Origin of the sequence: Mycetocola lacteus (genome assembly GCF_003667575.1) — a bacterium.
GTDB lineage: Bacteria > Actinomycetota > Actinomycetes > Actinomycetales > Microbacteriaceae > Mycetocola > Mycetocola lacteus.
This window is the reverse complement of sequence record NZ_RCUY01000005.1, coordinates 733,484-750,673: the sequence shown is the minus strand read 5'-3', so window position 1 is coordinate 750,673 and position 17,190 is coordinate 733,484. Positions and strand designations below refer to the sequence as shown.

At 66.9% G+C, this 17,190-nt stretch carries 11 protein-coding genes and 1 rRNA gene; all 12 read left to right on the top strand.

The genetic code is table 11. From position 1 onward, the window contains the following. The first annotated feature begins 155 nt into the window (after positions 1-155). The 12 genes from rrf to xerD all read left to right on the top strand — a co-directional run bounded on the left by rrf (position 156) and on the right by xerD (position 17,123). A 5S ribosomal RNA gene (rrf, locus tag D9V34_RS08950) occupies positions 156-272 on the top strand. 93 nt (positions 273-365) lie between these two features. Continuing rightward, positions 366-2,309 carry a hypothetical protein gene (locus D9V34_RS17805; RefSeq protein WP_183091921.1) on the top strand — a complete coding sequence of 648 codons (1,944 nt, stop codon included), beginning with the start codon at positions 366-368 and terminating at the stop codon, positions 2,307-2,309. Positions 2,310-2,433: 124 nt separating this feature from the next. Beyond that, positions 2,434-3,483 (top strand): HAD-IIA family hydrolase, encoded by a 1,050-nt coding sequence (locus tag D9V34_RS08940; RefSeq protein WP_121688455.1) that lies wholly within the window; start codon positions 2,434-2,436, stop codon positions 3,481-3,483. A 169-nt stretch (positions 3,484-3,652) separates the two neighbouring features. Continuing rightward, positions 3,653-6,208, top strand: coding sequence for an HtaA domain-containing protein (locus D9V34_RS08935; protein WP_121688454.1), 2,556 nt, complete (start codon positions 3,653-3,655; stop codon positions 6,206-6,208). 197 nt (positions 6,209-6,405) lie between these two features. Continuing rightward, positions 6,406-9,567, top strand: coding sequence for an HtaA domain-containing protein (locus tag D9V34_RS08930; protein WP_183091920.1), 3,162 nt, complete (start codon positions 6,406-6,408; stop codon positions 9,565-9,567). A 242-nt stretch (positions 9,568-9,809) separates the two neighbouring features. After that, positions 9,810-10,094, top strand: coding sequence for a hypothetical protein (locus D9V34_RS08925; RefSeq protein WP_121688452.1), 285 nt, complete (start codon positions 9,810-9,812; stop codon positions 10,092-10,094). Continuing rightward, the gene (locus D9V34_RS08920) at positions 10,091-10,927 is read left to right on the top strand and encodes a TlyA family RNA methyltransferase (protein WP_121688451.1); all 837 of its coding nucleotides are present in this window, start codon (positions 10,091-10,093) and stop codon (positions 10,925-10,927) included. Before D9V34_RS08925 ends, D9V34_RS08920 begins: the two co-directional genes overlap by 4 nt. Then, positions 10,924-11,838 (top strand): NAD kinase, encoded by a 915-nt coding sequence (locus D9V34_RS08915; RefSeq protein WP_121688450.1) that lies wholly within the window; start codon positions 10,924-10,926, stop codon positions 11,836-11,838. Before D9V34_RS08920 ends, D9V34_RS08915 begins: the two co-directional genes overlap by 4 nt. Before the next feature lie 37 nt (positions 11,839-11,875). Then, a complete protein-coding gene (gene recN / locus D9V34_RS08910) occupies positions 11,876-13,609 on the top strand; it encodes a DNA repair protein RecN (protein WP_121688449.1) in 1,734 nt (577 codons plus the stop codon). A 264-nt stretch (positions 13,610-13,873) separates the two neighbouring features. Next, complete coding sequence (locus D9V34_RS08905) at positions 13,874-15,586, top strand: CTP synthase (protein WP_043321320.1); 1,713 nt, start codon at positions 13,874-13,876, stop codon at positions 15,584-15,586. A 1-nt stretch (position 15,587) separates the two neighbouring features. Further along, the gene (locus D9V34_RS08900; RefSeq protein ID WP_121688448.1) at positions 15,588-16,217 is read left to right on the top strand and encodes an NUDIX domain-containing protein; all 630 of its coding nucleotides are present in this window, start codon (positions 15,588-15,590) and stop codon (positions 16,215-16,217) included. 3 nt (positions 16,218-16,220) lie between these two features. Then, the gene (gene xerD, locus D9V34_RS08895; protein WP_121688447.1) at positions 16,221-17,123 is read left to right on the top strand and encodes a site-specific tyrosine recombinase XerD; all 903 of its coding nucleotides are present in this window, start codon (positions 16,221-16,223) and stop codon (positions 17,121-17,123) included. The last annotated feature ends 67 nt before the right edge of the window (positions 17,124-17,190 follow it).

Sequence of the window (17,190 nt, the reverse complement as noted above, 5' to 3'; positions counted from 1 at the left end):
TTTTAAAGGTTGGTGTGTGTGGTCCAGAGTATGTTTCGCGTCCACTTTGTGGTTCTTGATGTATGAGTCGAGAACAACGCAGCTGTTACAGGCTATCTAACATTCGTGTTGGGTGGTGTGTGATGGCGGGGTTGTTCACGATATGTCAATAGTGTTTCGGTGGTTATAGCAAGAGGGAAACGCCCGGTTACATTCCGAACCCGGAAGCTAAGGCTCTTTGCGCTGATGGTACTGCAGGGGGGACCCTGTGGGAGAGTAAGTCACCGCCGGACTTCTTTTTAGAAAGCAAGGGCCGCCTCTATGAGGCGGCCCTTTTGCTTTAACATGGATTAGAAACGCGCGAACAAAATAGCGAAGGAAGATAGATGTCTGAATCAGGTCCGGATAATTTCACACGCCCCGAAGGTGGCTCCGGCGACTCGTCTTCCGACCGCCGTCCGCGCGCTCGCGCAGATAAGGACGCCGCACGTTCGGCTGAGCGTGCCGCACGATTCAAGGCTCAGCGCGAAGGCGGTGCCGGCAACGGTGGCAACCGCGACGCCCGCCCGCCGCGTGAGGGCCAGCGCCCCGCCGGTGACCGCCCGCAGCGCGATGGCAACCGTTCCTACGGTGACCGCCCGCAGCGTGATGGTAACCGTTCTTATGGTGATCGTCCGCAGCGTGATGGTAACCGTTCCTACGGTGACCGCCCCCAGGGCGACCGTCCGCAGCGTGATGGCAATCGCTCTTATGGTGACCGTCCCCAGCGTTCCTTCGGTGACCGCCCCCAGGGCGACCGTCCGCAGCGTGACGGCAACCGTTCCTACGGTGACCGCCCTCAGCGCGATGGTAACCGTTCCTACGGTGACCGCCCGCAGCGTGATGGTAACCGCTCTTACGGTGACCGTCCTCAGCGTTCCTTCGGTGACCGCCCCCAGGGCGACCGCCCGCAGCGTGACGGCAACCGCTCCTACGGCGACCGCCCTCAGCGCGATGGTAACCGTTCCTACGGTGACCGTCCGCAGCGTGACGGTAACCGTTCGTACGGCGACCGTCCCCAGCGCGGGGGAGCGGGACGTAACGGCGGGGGCGAGAACCGTCTATGGACCCGTGACGGTGCGCCGGCGCGCGGTGACCGTGACGCAAACCGTTACGAAGAGGAACTGACCGAGCAGCAGCGTCTGGCCAAGGAACTCAAGTCGGTTCGTACCCGGCACGAGGACCCGGAGATTCCCGAGGGCATCACCGAGGACCAGCTGGACCGTCACTCGCGCAACGAGCTGAAGACCCTGACCAAGGAGAACGCCGAGTGGGTGGCACGCCACCTGATCATGGCCGCCGGTCTGCTGGAGCACAATGCCGAGCTGGCTCACCAGCACGCAACCTCCGCCGCGCGTCGTGCCGGTCGCATTGGCGTGGTTCGTGAGACCCTCGCCGTGACCGCCTACAGCGTTGGCGACTACCAGCTGGCCCTGCGTGAGCTGCGGACCTTCCGTCGCATCACCGGTTCCAACGAGAACATCGCGCTGATGGTTGACTGTGAGCGCGCTCTGGAGCGTCCCGACCGTGCCCTCGAGGAGGGGCGCACGGTTGACCCGTCGACCCTGACTCCCGAGGCACGTGTGGCCCTGGCCATCGCGATGTCCGGTGCGCGTCTCGACCAGAACAAGCCCGAGCTGGCCCTGGCCGAGCTGCAGATCCCCGAGCTCGACCCGAACCGCGCGTTCGACTGGAGCCCGGATCTGTTCTCCGCCTACGCCGAGGTTCTTGGGGACCTTGACCGGGAAAAGGAAGCCGCCACCTGGCGTAAGCGCGCGCGGATCGCCACCGAGGCTATCGACGAGCGATACAACCTCAGCGGTGCCGAGACCATCGACATCACCACGATTTACGAGGACTTCGCGACCGACCTTGACGAGGACGGCAACCGGATCGAAGCCGACGAGCAGGAAACTGCAGACTCGAATGTTTCGGCAGAAGCAGAAGCAGAAGCAGAAGCAGAAGCAGAAGCAGAGGCTGAGGCCGAAGCCGCTGCTGAAGCCAACAGTGTTGCCGAGGCCGCCGTTGTTGTGGAAACCGAGGTAGAAGCAGAGGTCGCCGCCGAGGCCGCGGTTGTTGCTGAAGCTGACGTCATCACCGAGGTGGCTGCCGCAGCCGATGCGGACGCTGCCGCCGAAGCAAATGCCGTAGCCGAGGCTGCCGCCGTTGTTGAAGCCGAGGTAGAGGCAGAGGTTGCCGCCGAGGAATCGGTAGTGACCGAGGCCGAAGCCGCTGTCGAGGCTGTCGAGTCCGGGGAACAGACCGACAGCGCAAACCCCACGGCGGAATAGGTCAAGAGCTCACACACTGGTGATGACGCACCCTCCGAGGGAGTAACCTCGGAGGGTGCCAGCACTTTGACGGCGGCGGACCGTTGGTTCGCCCGTGCCGTTGAAATCGAGGAGGAGAACACCGATGGTCGTACCGTTTCTGCGTCGTAAGCAGTCGTTGACAACCCCGCTGACCGGCCGTGACGCGGTCTTCGCGGACCTGGACGGCGTCGTGTATGCCGGTCCCGGTCCGATCCCGCACGCGGTTGAGTCGCTCAACCGCGCGGCGGAATCGGTGCGGGTGGGTTACATCACCAACAACGCCTCGCGCACCGACGCCACCGTTGCGGCGCACCTCACCGAGCTGGGACTGAGCGTTCAGCCCTCGGACGTGGTCACCAGCCCGCAGGCGGCGATGACCCTGCTGGGTACGCTGGTTGAGCCCGGATCCACGATCCTCGTGGTGGGGGGCGACGGCCTGGTGGATGAACTCACCAAGGCCGGTTACGTGGTCACTCGTACCGCAGCGGACAACCCGGTCGCCGTGGTGCAGGGTTTCGCTCCGGATGTGGCCTGGACGCACCTTGCCGAGGCCGCCTTCACCCTCGCCCCGCGCGATGGGGAGGAGGAGCTGCCGTGGATCGCCACCAACACCGACTGGACCATTCCCCAGGCCCGCGGCATCGCCCCGGGTAACGGAACCCTGGTTTCGGCAGTGCACACGGCGGTGGGTCGTTTGGCCACCGTCGCCGGCAAGCCCGAGGTGCCGATCTTCATCGAGGCGAAAAACCGCTTCGGCGTGACCAACCCGATCATGATCGGGGACCGCCTGGACACCGACATCCTCGGTGCCAATCGTGCGGGGATCGACTCGGTTCTGGTGCTCACCGGAATCGACCGTCCCAAGCACGTCCTAGCGGCACCGCGCGACTCGCAGCCGACCTACATTCTGGGTGACCTGCGCGAACTCCACGAGCCCTACCCGGCAACCGAGTTCAGCAAGGACGGCCTGACCGCCACCGTCGAGGACGCGGTCATCTCGATCCGCGGCAACGACATCGTGATCGTCAAGGAGGGCACCAGCGCGCTCAACCGCCTGCGTGCGGCGGCCGCGGTTATCTGGAAGTCGGAGCGTGCGGTGTGGGGCTTTGAAGTCCCCGAGCGTCTGTACCTGGATGATGTGACCGCGGGCTAGTACCCGGCCGAGCAGAAGAAACCCGTCTCCCCGCGAGGGCGACGGGTTTCTTTTTGCCTAAAAATAGGTTAATAAGGTTGCCCTAACCTAAGATAGGTGATGCTAACTCGCGTTCCGTGTGACGGGAGCGGTTGGCATTCCCCCACACTCAACTCGGAAAGAGTCCTTCGTGAAAACTCTTCATCGAGCGCTTGGTGTCGCCCCGCTGATTGGCGCGCTCGCGCTAGCCCCGTTGCTCGGTGCTGGCCCCGCCCATGCAGCCCCGGACAACACCCGCTCCTACTCGTATGTCTCCTCGGTCGCCGCCGGTAACCAGGCTCGCCAGTTTGCCCTGGATGAGCGCAACGGTGCCCTCTACGTCCCCACCGACAATGGTGATGGCCAGCCCGGTGCGCTGACCCGGGTGGGGTCGGCCGCGTTTACCGCCGAGACGCCGATCCCGCTGGAATCCGCCGCCACGCGTGTGGCCGTCGATCCGGCCAGTAACACCGCGTTTGTGGCGCGCGATGATCTGAATGGCGGATGGGACTTCGCGCTCACGGGTTCGCTGGATGTGGTCAACCTCGCCACCGGAACGGTGACCAAAACCATTCACGGTGTTCCCACCACCACGGACTCAATCGTCTACTACCCGCGCACCAACACGGTCTACGCGATGTCGAATGACTATGTGGTGCCGATCGATCCCGCCGCGGGAACAGTGGGTACACCGGTAGAGATCTCCACCGTGGCCGACACCTACTTCACCAATGCGGTCATCGATCCGGCGAACGACCGGCTGTGGGCGGGTAACCGCACCAAGGGGACCATCGAGGCGTTTGACCTGCGCACCAACACCTGGCTCAAGGACCAGTCGATCCCGGTGAGCACCTTCACCTTTGATGGGACCGTAGTGGGTGGATCGCTCGCCGCCCTGGCCCTCGATCCGGCGCTGAACCAGATTTACGCCGTTCTCAATCCCAATAGCAAGGGTGTGTGGAATGCGGGCCTGGGTAAGCTCGTGGTGGCCAATACGCAGACCCGGCAGATCCTGGGTACCCCGATCCAGGTGGGCAAAACCTCTCGAGCGGCGGCGGTGGATACCCGCAGCCACGAGGTCTATGTGACAAGTAGCGAGGACTCCGCACTGACCGTGATCAGCCCGGACACCTGGACCGCCAAGACCGCGGTGGACTTCGTTCAGGCCGGCATCGTCTCGGGCTATGGCACCGGACCGGCAAACCTCTGGGGTGTGGCCACCGACCCGACCAATAACGCGGTGTTCGTCTCGCACCCGTACTCCAAGACCCCGCTGAGCAGCACGCAGTCGGCGATCTCCAAGGTGGCCGTATCGGGTGCTCTCCCCGCCGTGACCGCGCTCGCGCCGGCCCCCGGCCAGGGTGAAACCCAACCGAGCACCCCTCCGGTGGTCAACCCGGTCTTTAGCGGGCCGCAGGCGCCGGCCCTGGCGAAGGCCCCGAACGGTGCCGTGGAAACCACGGTAAATAGCCTCACCTGGGACGTATCCGCATACGCGAGTGTCTGGGAAACCCATCCGTACGGTGGCGTACGCGTGAGCGACAAGAACGCGTTCACCTTTGCCTCGGGCACCGGATGGAGCGACCCGAAGACCGGTGCCGCGCAGATCGGCTGGAGCGACGCGATCGAGTATCGCCCCTACCCGGGGCTCGCCCCCGATGTGTTCCTCACCTTCGCCAACCCCTACCTGGTGCGCAACGTCGACGGGAGCGGCGCGCTGAGCTTCGACGTGGCCTGGGGCGAGTCCAAGAGCAACGTATCCGCGGGATACAAGCGGGTGACCCTGGCCACCTTCACCGACCTGAGCCTGAGCGTTCAGGCAGACGGATCCACCGCGATCTCGGGTACACCCGTCTATGCGGGCCGCGTGTACCAGGCACCGGGGCAGGCTGCCTCGCCCAACTCGTTCCCCAAGTCGTTCATCGTCTACTTGGACCCGGCGCTGCGCGGCTGGTGGATGACCACCTCGGCCTCCGCCGACGGTAACGCACGCAAGGTGCCCAATTCGATCGCCGGCACCTTTACCGCGACCGCCAAGCCTTCCGAGGCGAATGGTCCCGCCGTCGATGGGGGAGAGGCGGTGGTGACGCCGACGCCGGAGCCGTCGACCGAGCCGTCGACCGAGCCTTCGACCGAGCCTTCGACCGAGCCTTCGACTGGGCCGACCACTGGGCCGACCACTGGGCCCACGACGGAGCCTTCGACTGGGCCCACGACTGAGCCTTCGGCAGTGCCGAGTACGGATCCCTCCACCGTGCCCTCGGTCGATCCGGGCGCCCCGGATAACCGCACCGTTGTGCCCGTGACCATCGGCAGTTCTGCGGCCGTCGCCGGCGGCAGCGTGCACCTGCGGGCAGCCGGATTCGCGGCGGGGGAGACGGTCGAAATCTGGCTGCACTCGACCCCGGTGCGCCTGGCAACCGTCACCGCGGATGCGCGGGGCCTGGTTGAGGTCACCGTGACGATCCCCGCCACCACGCCGGCGGGCGCTCACGCGCTCAAGCTGGAGGGCACAACCGCGCGCGGTGAGGTCCCGGTCACGGTTTCGGCGGCGCTGTCCACCGGTGATGTTGCCCCCGTCTCGGCTGGCTCAGGCCAGCTCTCGCAGACCGGTGCCAATATCGCCGGAGTGCTCATCGCCGGCAGCGTGCTGCTGCTTCTGGGGCTGGGGTTTGTGCTCAAGCGGCGTCGCGAAGAGGGGATTTAGCTCCTCGCTATGGCCGGGGCCCGTGTACACGATCGGTGTGACGGGCCCCGGCTTTTCGGGTTATGTGGGAGGAAAATTCTCCGAGAAATAGGTTAATAAGGCATCCCTAACCTAAGCTAGGTAAGGCTAGCCTGATTAACAGCGACTGTGGTCGGGTGATGCTCCTTCCCCCACACCACACTCGGAAAGAGTCCTTCGTGATTACTCTTCATCGAGCGCTGAGTGTTGCGCCGCTGATCGGCGCGCTCGTGCTGGCACCGCTCATCGGTGCCGCACCCGCGCAGGCAGCCGGAGACAACACCCGCTCCTACACCTATTCGTCCTCGGTCGCCGCCGGTAAGCAGGCCCGATCGTTCGCTCTGGATGAGCGCAATGGGGCCCTCTATGTGCCCACCGACGATTCGAAAACCAAGACCGGCGCGCTAACCCGGGTGAGCACCTCGACCTTCACCGTGGGCGACACCTCGATCCCGTTCAGCAGCGGCATCGACAAGCTCACCGTCGACCCGGCCACCAACACCGCCTTCGTCCCACGTGCGCGCACCGCGGCCGACGATAAGAGCGGCATGCAGGGAACCCTGGATGTGGTGGACCTGGGCACCGGCAGCGTCGTGAAAACGATCGCCGGGACACCCACCAGCGTGAGCTCGATGGCGTTCTACCCGGCCACCCGGACCGTCTACCTGGCCACCTCGACCCAGGTGGTTCCGGTGGGCATCGACGCCGGCACCGTGGGCGCGCCCATCTCGGTGAGCGGTGCCAAGTATCCGTCGCTGACCAACATCGTGATCGATCCAGCCGGCGGCAAGCTCTGGGTGGGCGATAAGGGCAGCGCGGATGTGATCACCGCCATCGATCTGAAAACCAACACCTGGCTCTCCGCGATCCAGATTGGCGTGGGCACGTTCGAATTCCCCGGCGGCCCGATCGGTGGTTACCTGACCTCGCTGGGCATCGATCCGGTCCTGCACCACCTCTACGTGGCCTATGACGCCGACTGGATGAGCGATGACCAGGACGGCAAGCTCGTGGTGGTCGACACCGACACCAACCTGATTCTGGGCAGCCCGATCGGGCTCGGTGACACCACCCGCGGCATCGCCGTGGATGCCCGCAGCCACGAGGTCTATGTGACCTCCAGCGCCGACGCTGCCCTGCGCGTGATCAGCCCTGACACCTGGACCTCGAAGATCGCCGTGGACTTTGTGACCGCCGGAGTGGTCCGCGACTACGGTGCCGGCAGCGCCAACCTCTGGGCCGTGGCCGCAGACCCCACCAATAACGCGGTGTTTGTCTCCCACCCGTATGATGGCAACCCGATCAGCGCAACCAACTCGGCGATCTCGAAGATCGCGGTGGCCGGAGCGCTGCCGGTCGTCAGCGCGCTGGCCCCGGCCCCCGGCCAGGACGGCACCGCCCCGACCAAGCCCGCCGAGCCCAACCCGGCCTTCACCGGGCCGAAGGCACCCGCGCTCGCCGCGGCACCCGCCGGTGCCGTCGAGACCAGCGGAAACGCCCTCACCTGGGACATCTCGGACTACGCCAACGAGTGGGAAACCCACCCGTATGGCGAGGTGGCCGTGGACCGCGCCGGACTGTTCACCTTCTCGGGTGGACAGGGATGGAGCGATCCGAAAACCGGTGCCGCCCAGATCGGCTGGAGCGACGCGATTGAGTACCGTCCCTACCCGGGCCTTGCCCCCGATGTGTTCCTGACCTTCGCCAACCCCTACCTGATCCGTCAGGCCGACGGCTCGGCCGCGCTGAGTTTCGACGTGGCCTGGGGCGAGTCCAAGACCAACGTGTCGGCGGGATTCAAGCGCGTGACCGTGGCCACCTTTGCCACGCTCAAGCTTGAGGAGCAGTCCGATGGCACCACCAAGATTTCCGGGACCCCGGACTTTGCGGGTCGCGTGTATCAGGCACCGGGTGAGGCAGCATCGCCCAACTCGTTCCCCAAGTCGTTCATCGACTACCTGACCCCGGGCCTGCGCGGCTGGTGGATGACCACCTCGGCCTCGGCCGACGGTAACGCTCGCAAGGTCCCCAACCCGCTTTCGGGCACCTTTACCGCAACCACCACCCCATCCACCGCCAACGGTCCCGCCGTGGATGGGGGAGAGGGAGCCGGGTCCACCCCGACGCCCGAGCCCTCGACGGATCCCAGCACCCCGCCGACCAGCCCGACCCCCGAGCCCTCGACCGATCCCAGCACTCCGCCCGGGAAGCCCGGTAGCATCACCGGGTCTGTAGTCTGGGGTGTGCACGACGCGTTCCGTAAGTACATCCTGAGCGATATCGCCAAGGGTTCGATCACCGGGACCGAGGGGGCCGTGGCCGATGCCGCCGGCATCGTCACCTTCCCGCTGACCGAAACCACGAAGGTGCCGACCGACTCGATCGCCTTCTCCGGTACCGTGACCTACCTCGGCCACCTGGTGGGCGACACCTGGCAGCTGCGCAGCGTGCTGAAGGATCCGCGGATTGAGATCTCCGGCACCACCGCCTCGATCTTCGCCACCTACTCGGCACGGTCGATGGGCGGCGCGGACACCCCGGCGGGTGCCCCGGTCCTGATCGCCACCGCTGACCTGTCCGGCTCGGTGCTGAAGACCGACGCCAACGGCTCGATCACGGTCACCGCCGCACCGACCGTGCTGGCCGAAACCGGACGCGACCTGTTCGGTGGAATCTACCCGGCCGGCACCGCGCTGGCACCGTTGTCGCTCAAGGTGACCGTGACCCCGGCCACCGAGCCTTCGCCGGAGCCTTCGCCAGAGCCTTCGACCGGGCCGAGCGTGCCGCCGACCAGCCCGGAGCCTTCGACCGGTCCCTCGACCAACCCCAGCGTGCCGCCGACCAGCCCGACCCCGGGCCCCTCAACCGAGCCGTCCGTGCCGCCGACGAGCCCCGTGCCGTCCACCGGGCCGAGCACCCCGGACACCCGGGTCACCGTTCCGGTTTCGGTCGGGAAGTCCGCAGTGGCCGTGGGCGGGACCGTCCACGTGACGGCCTCCGGATTCACCCCCGACGAACCGGTGGAAATCTGGCTGCACTCGACCCCGGTGCGTCTGGCCGTGGTCAACGCGGATGCCCAGGGCCGTATCGACACCGTCGTGGCGATTCCCGTGGGCACCCCCGCCGGAGCCCACACGCTGATGCTTGAGGGCAAGACGGCTCGTGGCGAGATTGCGCTGACCGTAACCGGTGATCCGTCCGCACCCGCCGCAACCGGTGGCGCGGGCGAGCTCTCACAGACCGGTGCCGATGTGGCCGGAGTCCTCCTGGTGGGTGGGGTTCTCCTGCTGCTGGGTCTGGGCTTCGTGCTGAAGCGTCGGCGCCTGGCCGCGGCCGAGTAGCCCTCCGGCAGCCGCGTCACACAACCCGGCCGCCGAGAAATAAAACCTGGCCGCCGCGCCGTGATGCCTTCGGGCACCAGGGCGCGGCGGCTTTTGTTGGTGCGAGCGACCTGATGCCTTTGGGCACCGTGGCGCGGCGAGTTTTGTTGGTGCGAGCGACCTGATGCCGGGAGTGATGCGTGATTGGATGCGGGCGCGGGCGGGGCGTCGTCCGTGACGGTGGTCCACGATACGCTGGGACCGTGAGCGATACATCCGATCCCCGCCCCGGCGTAGGCCTGCCCGGCCCCCGCCCCGGTGAACGTGCCAGCCGCGGCGAAGAGCGCACCGCGTCTTCCGCGGAGCACACGGCTCCCGCGGAACACGCAGCCACCGCGGAGCAGGCCTCCATTGCCGAGCGCGCTCGGGCTGCCGAGGCGCTGGAACTGGATCAGCGTGCCGAGGCGCTCGCCGAGATTGTCCGCGATCTGTCCGAGACCCTGGATGCCTCCGATCGCATCACCCTGACCTCCGAGGAGAACCGATGATCCGCCTGGATGCCGCCCTAGCCGAGCGCGGCCTTGCCCGTTCCCGTTCGGCCGCGGCCGCGCTGATTGCCGAGGCGCGGGTCCGAGTGGACGGTGCCACGACCCTCAAGGCATCCACCAAGGTGTCCGAAAACCAGGAGCTCTCGGTGGACGGCGACTCCCACTACGTCAGCCGTGCCGCGCATAAGCTGCTGAGCGCGCTGGATAACTTCCCGGTGGATCCCACCGGCCGCGTCGCGCTGGATGCCGGCGCCTCCACCGGTGGCTTCACCCAGGTGCTGCGCGAGCGCGGCGCCCGCGAGGTGTTTGCGGTGGACGTGGGTCACGATCAGCTCGCCGCGTCCGTCCGCGCCGATGAGGGTGTACGCGTCTTTGAGGGCCTCAACGTACGCGACCTCCAGGGGCAGCACCTGCAGCATAAGAGCGTCACCAACTCCCTGCCGAGCCTCGTGGTCGGCGATCTCTCCTTCATCTCGCTGACCCTGGTGCTGCAAGCGCTGCGTGATGCGGCGGAGCCCGGGGCCGACTTCCTGCTGCTGATTAAGCCGCAGTTTGAGGTGGGCAAGTCGGGGATCAAGGAGGGGATCGTGCGCAAGGCCGACCTCCGCGCCCACGCAATTGCCACCGTGCTGTGGCACGCCTGGGACCTGGGCCTGGCCACCGCGGGCCTGCTGCCCAGCCCGATTACCGGCGGCGCGGGCAACCTGGAATACCTGGTGTGGTTCCGCGATGCGAAGATTCACGACGCCGACCCTGCCGCCACGAGCGGAAATCCGTCAGAATGGGAAGAGACGGTGAAGAAGCTCGCCGCGGAGGGGAAGTCCACGGCATGACCACGGCCAATTTACGCCCGATCCTTGTTGTTTCGCACACCGGACGGGACGACTCCATCGAGGCCGCCCTGCACGTCATCAACCAGCTGCGCCTGGCCGGGGCCACCCCGGTCCTGGAGCGCAGCGAACGCGATGACATCTGTGCGGCCGGCGTCGAAACCGGCCCGGTCCTGCTGCTGGATGAAGATATCTCCGCGGCCGACCTGGAGATCGTGATCGTGCTGGGAGGCGACGGGACGATCCTGCGCGCCGCCGAACTCGTGCGCCGCCATCCGGCCCCCCTGCTGGGCATCAACCTGGGGCATGTGGGGTTCCTCGCCGAAAGCGAGCGCGACGACCTGGACGATGCCGTACACCGGGCAATCAGCGGCGACTACGTGGTCGAGGAGCGCCTGACCCTGGCCGTGGCCGTGGAACAGGACGGCGAGATCGTCTACGAGACCTGGGCCCTCAACGAGGCCACCGTGGAAAAGGCTAGCCGCGAGCGCATGCTCGAGGTGCTGCTGGAGGTGGATGATCGTCCGCTGTCCTCCTTCGGATGCGACGGCGTCGTAGTTTCCACCCCGACCGGCTCCACCGCCTATGGTTTCTCCGCCGGTGGACCGGTGATCTGGCCCACCGTGGAGGCGATCATGCTGGTGCCGTTGAGTGCCCACGCACTGTTTGCGCGGCCGCTCGTGGTGGCCCCCGAATCCTCGATTGGGATCCGCCTATTGCAGCGCAACGCCGGGACCGGCGTGCTGTGGTGTGACGGACGTCGCACCTTTGAGCTGGGCCGCGGCGCGCACGTGATCGTGCGTCGCTCGGGTGTCCCGATCCGGTTGGCACGCCTGCACCAGGGGCCCTTCACCGATCGACTCGTACAGAAGTTCCGCCTGCCGGTGACCGGCTGGCGCGGAGACGGCAAGTGACCGATACTCGGGCAACACGCACACGCGGAGGAGCGTCATGATCGAAAGCATTGACATTCGGGATCTCGGCGTGATCGCGCAGGCATCGCTGCCGCTCGGTCCGGGATTCACCGCGATCACCGGGGAGACCGGCGCGGGCAAAACCATGGTGGTGACCGCGCTGGGCCTCCTGCTGGGTGGCCGGGCGGATGCCGCCGCCGTGCGCCGCGGCGCGCATCAGGCGAGTGTGGACGGGCGCTGGAACATCGACGAGGCAACCAGCGTGGCCGAGCGTGTGCGTGACGCGGGCGGGCTGCTGGATGAGATCGGCGTGAACGAGGCGGGGGAGCACCGGGTTGAACTGACCCTGGGCCGCTCGGTATCCGCCGAGGGCCGCAGCCGCGCGCAGGTGGGCGGCCGGTCAGCCCCGATCGGCGTGCTGGCCGAGCTGGGTGAAAAGCTTGTGGTGCTGCACGGACAGTCCGATCAGATGCGTCTGCGCACGGCCTCCGCCCAGCGCGATGCGCTGGACCGCTTTGCCGGCAAGAAGCTGCGCCGCGCGCTCACCGCCTACACCACAGCCTTCGAAACCTGGAAAACCACCCGCGAAACCCTGGCGATGCTGATCGAGCAGCGCGACCTGCGCCATGCCGAGGCCGAGCGCCTGCGGATCGCGCTGGAGGAGATCGAGGCCGCCGATCCTCAGCCCGGCGAGGAGGATGAGCTGACCGCGCTCGCCGAACGCCTCACCAACGTCGAGGACCTGCGCCTGGCCGCCGCCAGCGCCCGCGAGGCGCTCTCGGCCGAGGAGATCGAGGGTGGTGCAGACGTCTCGGCGCTGCTGGATCACGCACGGCGTCAGCTGGAGCGCGCGGTGGGCTTTGACGCAACCCTTGCCCCGATCGTCGAACAGCTCACCGGGCTGGGATACCAGGTGGCCGAGCTGACCGGCGAACTCTCGACCTACCTGGCGACCCTCGACTCCGATGGTGCCCACGAACTCGAACAGATTCAGGAGCGCCGCGCGCTGCTCTCCAACCTGGTGCGCAAGCACGGTCCGCGCTACGAGGACGTGCTGGAGCTGCGTGCGGTGGGCTCCCAGCGCCTGTTGGAACTCGACTCCGACGAGTCCCGGATCGACGAACTGGGTGCCCGGGTCGAAACCGAGCATGCGGCCGTGCTCGCCACCGCCGCCGAGCTGACGGCCGTGCGCACGGCCGCCGCCACCCGGATGTCGGCCGCGGTCTCCACCGAGCTGACGGCGCTGGCCATGGCCCAGGCCAAGGTCATCGTGGCCGTGGAGCCGCTGCCCGAGCCCGGCAGCCACGGTGCCGACCAGATCACCTTCCTGCTGGCCCCGCACAACGGTGCCGAGCCACGTCCGGTGGCCAAGGGCGCCTCCGGCGGTGAGCTCTCTCGGGTCATGCTGGCCCTCGAGGTGGTTATCGCGACCAACGAGCCGCTGCCCACGTTCGTGTTTGACGAGGTGGATGCCGGGGTCGGCGGGGCGGCGGCGATCGAGATCGGCCGACGCCTGGCGTCCCTGGCCCGCAGCGCCCAGGTCATCGTGGTGACCCACCTGGCCCAGGTTGCCGCCTTCGCCGGAAACCACCTGGCGGTGGTCAAGGACGACGACGGCCGCGTCACCGCCTCGAGTGTGCGACAGCTGCGCGAGGACGAGCGCCTGGCCGAGATGGCCCGACTGCTCTCGGGTCTGGCGGATTCGGAAAACGCGCTGGCCCACGCCGGGGAGCTACTCGCCCTGGCGGCTTCGGAAAACGCGGCTCCGTGAGTTCCGGTGCTTCACGCGGGGGAACTGCTCGCCCTGGCCGCTTCGGAAAACGCGGCTCCGTGAGTTCCGGTGCTTCACGCGGGGGAACTGCTCGCCCTGGCCGCTTCGGAAAACGCGACCCCGTGAGTTTTCTCGCTTCATACGACTCACCGAGTGCCGCGGCCCCCGCCGCGGCACTTTCCCCCGCCATCACGGCGGACTCCTCCTCTCCAGAACCCCGGCGCTAGCCGAGTCCCGATATTGCTGATAGGATCAAAGCCCGTGGTGAATAAATCAAACGCGGTATCTCAGAACGACACAACCAAGCATATTTTTGTGACCGGTGGTGTCGTTTCTTCGTTGGGCAAGGGGCTCACCGCCGCGAGCCTGGGCAACCTGCTGACCGCCCGCGGTCTGCACGTGGTCATGCAGAAGCTTGACCCGTACCTGAACGTCGATCCCGGAACGATGAACCCGTTCCAGCACGGCGAGGTCTTCGTGACCGACGACGGCGCCGAGACCGATCTTGATATCGGACACTACGAGCGCTTCCTCGACATCAACCTGTCCCAGGCGGCCAACGTGACCACCGGACAGATCTACTCGGAGGTCATCGCCAAGGAGCGTCGCGGCGAATACCTCGGTGACACCGTGCAGGTTATCCCGCACATCACCGATGAGATCAAGCGTCGCATGCGTCTGCAGGCCACCGAGGAACCCCGCCCCGACGTGATCATCACCGAGGTGGGTGGCACCGTTGGTGACATCGAATCCCAGCCGTTCATCGAGGCCGCACGTCAGCTGCGCCACGAGCTCGGCCGTCGCAACGTGTTCTTCGTGCACGTCTCCCTGGTGCCCTTCATGGGTGCCTCGGGTGAGCAGAAGACCAAGCCGACCCAGCACTCCGTTGCCGCCCTGCGCTCGATCGGTATCCAGCCCGACGCGCTGGTGCTGCGCTCGGACCGCCCGGTCACCGAGGCCAATAAGCGCAAGATTGCGCTGATGTGTGACGTCGAGGAAGAGGGCGTCATCAACACCGTCGACGTGCCCTCGATCTACCTGATCCCCTCGATGCTCAACAACCAGGGCCTCGACTCCTACATCATCGACCAGCTGGGCCTTGAGGCCGGCGAGGTCGACTGGTCCGGCGAATCCGGCTGGAACACCCTGCTGGACGCGGTCGCCGAGCCCAAGCACGAGGTCAACATCGGCCTGGTTGGCAAGTACATCGACCTGCCCGACGCCTACCTCTCGGTCACCGAGGCGCTGCGCGCCGGTGGATTCGCCAACCAGACCAAGGTCAACCTGAGCTGGATCCCCTCGGATGACTGCGAGACCCCGGAGGGTGCCGCCAAGGCCCTCGCCGGACTCGACGGCATCTGCGTGCCCGGAGGCTTCGGCATCCGCGGCATCGAGGGCAAGCTGGGCGCGCTGAAGTTCGCCCGCGAAAACAAGATCCCGACCCTGGGCTTGTGCCTGGGTCTGCAGACCATGGTCATCGAGTACGCCCGGAACGAGGCCGGCCTGGCCGGAGCATCCTCGACCGAGTTCGACGAGAACACCGAGTTCCCGGTGATCGCCACCATGGCCGAGCAGGTCGACATTATCGCCTCGGGCGACATGGGCGGAACCATGCGCCTGGGCGAGTACGAGGCCGCACTGGCCCCGGGCTCGCTCGCCGCCGAGGTGTACGGATCTGAGCTCATCACCGAGCGTCACCGTCACCGTTACGAGGTCAACAACCGCTACCGCGATCAGATCGCCGAGGCCGGACTGGTCTTCTCGGGCACCAGCCCGAACGGTGACCTGGTGGAGTTTGTGGAGCTGCCGCGCGAGGTACACCCGTACTACATCGCGACCCAGGCCCACCCCGAGCTGCGCTCGCGTCCGAACCGTGCTCACCCGCTGTTCCGTGGCCTGGTGGCCGCGGCGCTGGAGCGTCACGACGCGACCAAGCTGTTCGCCGAGAACGGTGCCGAGAGCGTGGTCGCCGACTAACATGACCGAACAGCTCCGGGACGTTCCCTCACACCCGCCCATCGCCTCCAGCGAGGCGGTGTTTGAGGGAGCGGTCTGGAACATTCGACGTGATGTGATCCAGTACCCCGGCGGTGATATCACCCGGGAATACATGGATCACACCGGTGCGGTTGCGGTGCTGGTACTGGATGATCAGGAGCGTGTGCTGCTGATCCGCCAGTACCGGCACCCGATCCGCACCCGGGACTGGGAGCTGCCCGCGGGCCTGCTCGACATCGTCGGGGAAGACCCGCTGATCGGCGCGCAGCGCGAGCTGGCCGAGGAGGCCGACCTGGCCGCCACCGACTGGTCCCTGCTCTCCGAATTTGCCACCAGCCCCGGCGGCAGCGACGAGGTCATTCGCATCTACCTGGCCCGCGGTATCAGCGACCTGCCCGCGTTTGAGCGCGAGGCCGAGGAAGCCGATATCGAAAAGCTGTGGGTTCCGCTTGAGGAGGTCGTGGAGGCCGCCCTCGATCGCCGAATCCAGAACTCGCTGCTCGTGGTGGGTGTGCTGGCCGCCGAGGCTTCGCGCCGTCGCGGATGGGCGAGCCTGGGCGATGCCCACGAGCCCTGGACCCGGCACCCGAAGTTCTCGACCGAGGACTAGCCCGTGGCCGCCGATCCCACCCGGCAGCTGGAAAACTATCTGCGCCATCTGAGCATCGAGCGGGGTCGCTCACACAACACCCTGCTCGCGTATCGGCGTGACCTGAATCGCTATCTGGTGTGGCTTGGCGAGCAGGACATCGCCGACCTGGGAAACGTCAGCCCCGAACACATCGCGCTGTTTGGGCGCTCGCTCACCGAGTCGGGTCTCGCCGCGGCGAGTGTCGCCCGCATTCTGTCGGCCGTCCGCGGCTGGCACCGGTTCCTCCTGGAGGAGGGTGAGCTGGAACGCGATAGCGCCCGCGAGGTCCTCCCGCCCAAGCTCCCCTCACGCCTGCCCAAGGCGCTGCGCATCGACGAAGTCGAGGCGCTGCTGGCCGCCGTGGCCGGGGATGATCCCCAGTCGCTGCGTGATCGCGCCCTGCTGGAACTGCTCTATGCGACCGGTGCCCGGGTCAGCGAGGCCGTGGACCTGAACGTGGACGATCTGATCGACGGCGACATCCTGCGCCTGCGCGGCAAGGGCAATAAGGAACGCATCGTCCCGGTGGGCTCCTACGCCCGCGCGGCACTGGACGCGTACCTGGTGCGTGCCCGCCCAATCTTCTCCGCCCGCGGCCTGGCCACTCCGGCACTGTTCCTGGGGGCGCGTGGATCCCGGGTGTCCCGGCAAAACGCCTGGCTGATCATCCGTCGGGCCGCCGATCGGGCGGAGATCAGCAGCGAGGTATCCCCACACTCGCTGCGTCACTCATTTGCGACCCACCTGATGCAGGGCGGGGCCGACGTGCGCGTGGTTCAGGAGCTGCTGGGGCACTCCTCGGTGGCGACCACCCAGATCTACACCCGGGTGACCGCCGATTCGCTGCGCGAGATGTTTGTGCAGGCGCATCCGCGGGCACGATAGCCGGATAATTCGGCTCGCCGGGTGCACGCCGGGGGACCGAGGTTCACGGCGTCGGGCCTCGGGGTGC

Coding starts and splice junctions, on each gene's coding strand:
- D9V34_RS17805 (WP_183091921.1), top strand. CDS start 366: ATGTCTGAATCAGGTCCGGATAATTTCACACGCCCCGAAGGTGGCTCC.
- D9V34_RS08940 (WP_121688455.1), top strand. CDS start 2,434: ATGGTCGTACCGTTTCTGCGTCGTAAGCAGTCGTTGACAACCCCGCTG.
- D9V34_RS08920 (WP_121688451.1), top strand. CDS start 10,091: ATGATCCGCCTGGATGCCGCCCTAGCCGAGCGCGGCCTTGCCCGTTCC.
- D9V34_RS08915 (WP_121688450.1), top strand. CDS start 10,924: ATGACCACGGCCAATTTACGCCCGATCCTTGTTGTTTCGCACACCGGA.
- recN (WP_121688449.1), top strand. CDS start 11,876: ATGATCGAAAGCATTGACATTCGGGATCTCGGCGTGATCGCGCAGGCA.
- D9V34_RS08900 (WP_121688448.1), top strand. CDS start 15,588: ATGACCGAACAGCTCCGGGACGTTCCCTCACACCCGCCCATCGCCTCC.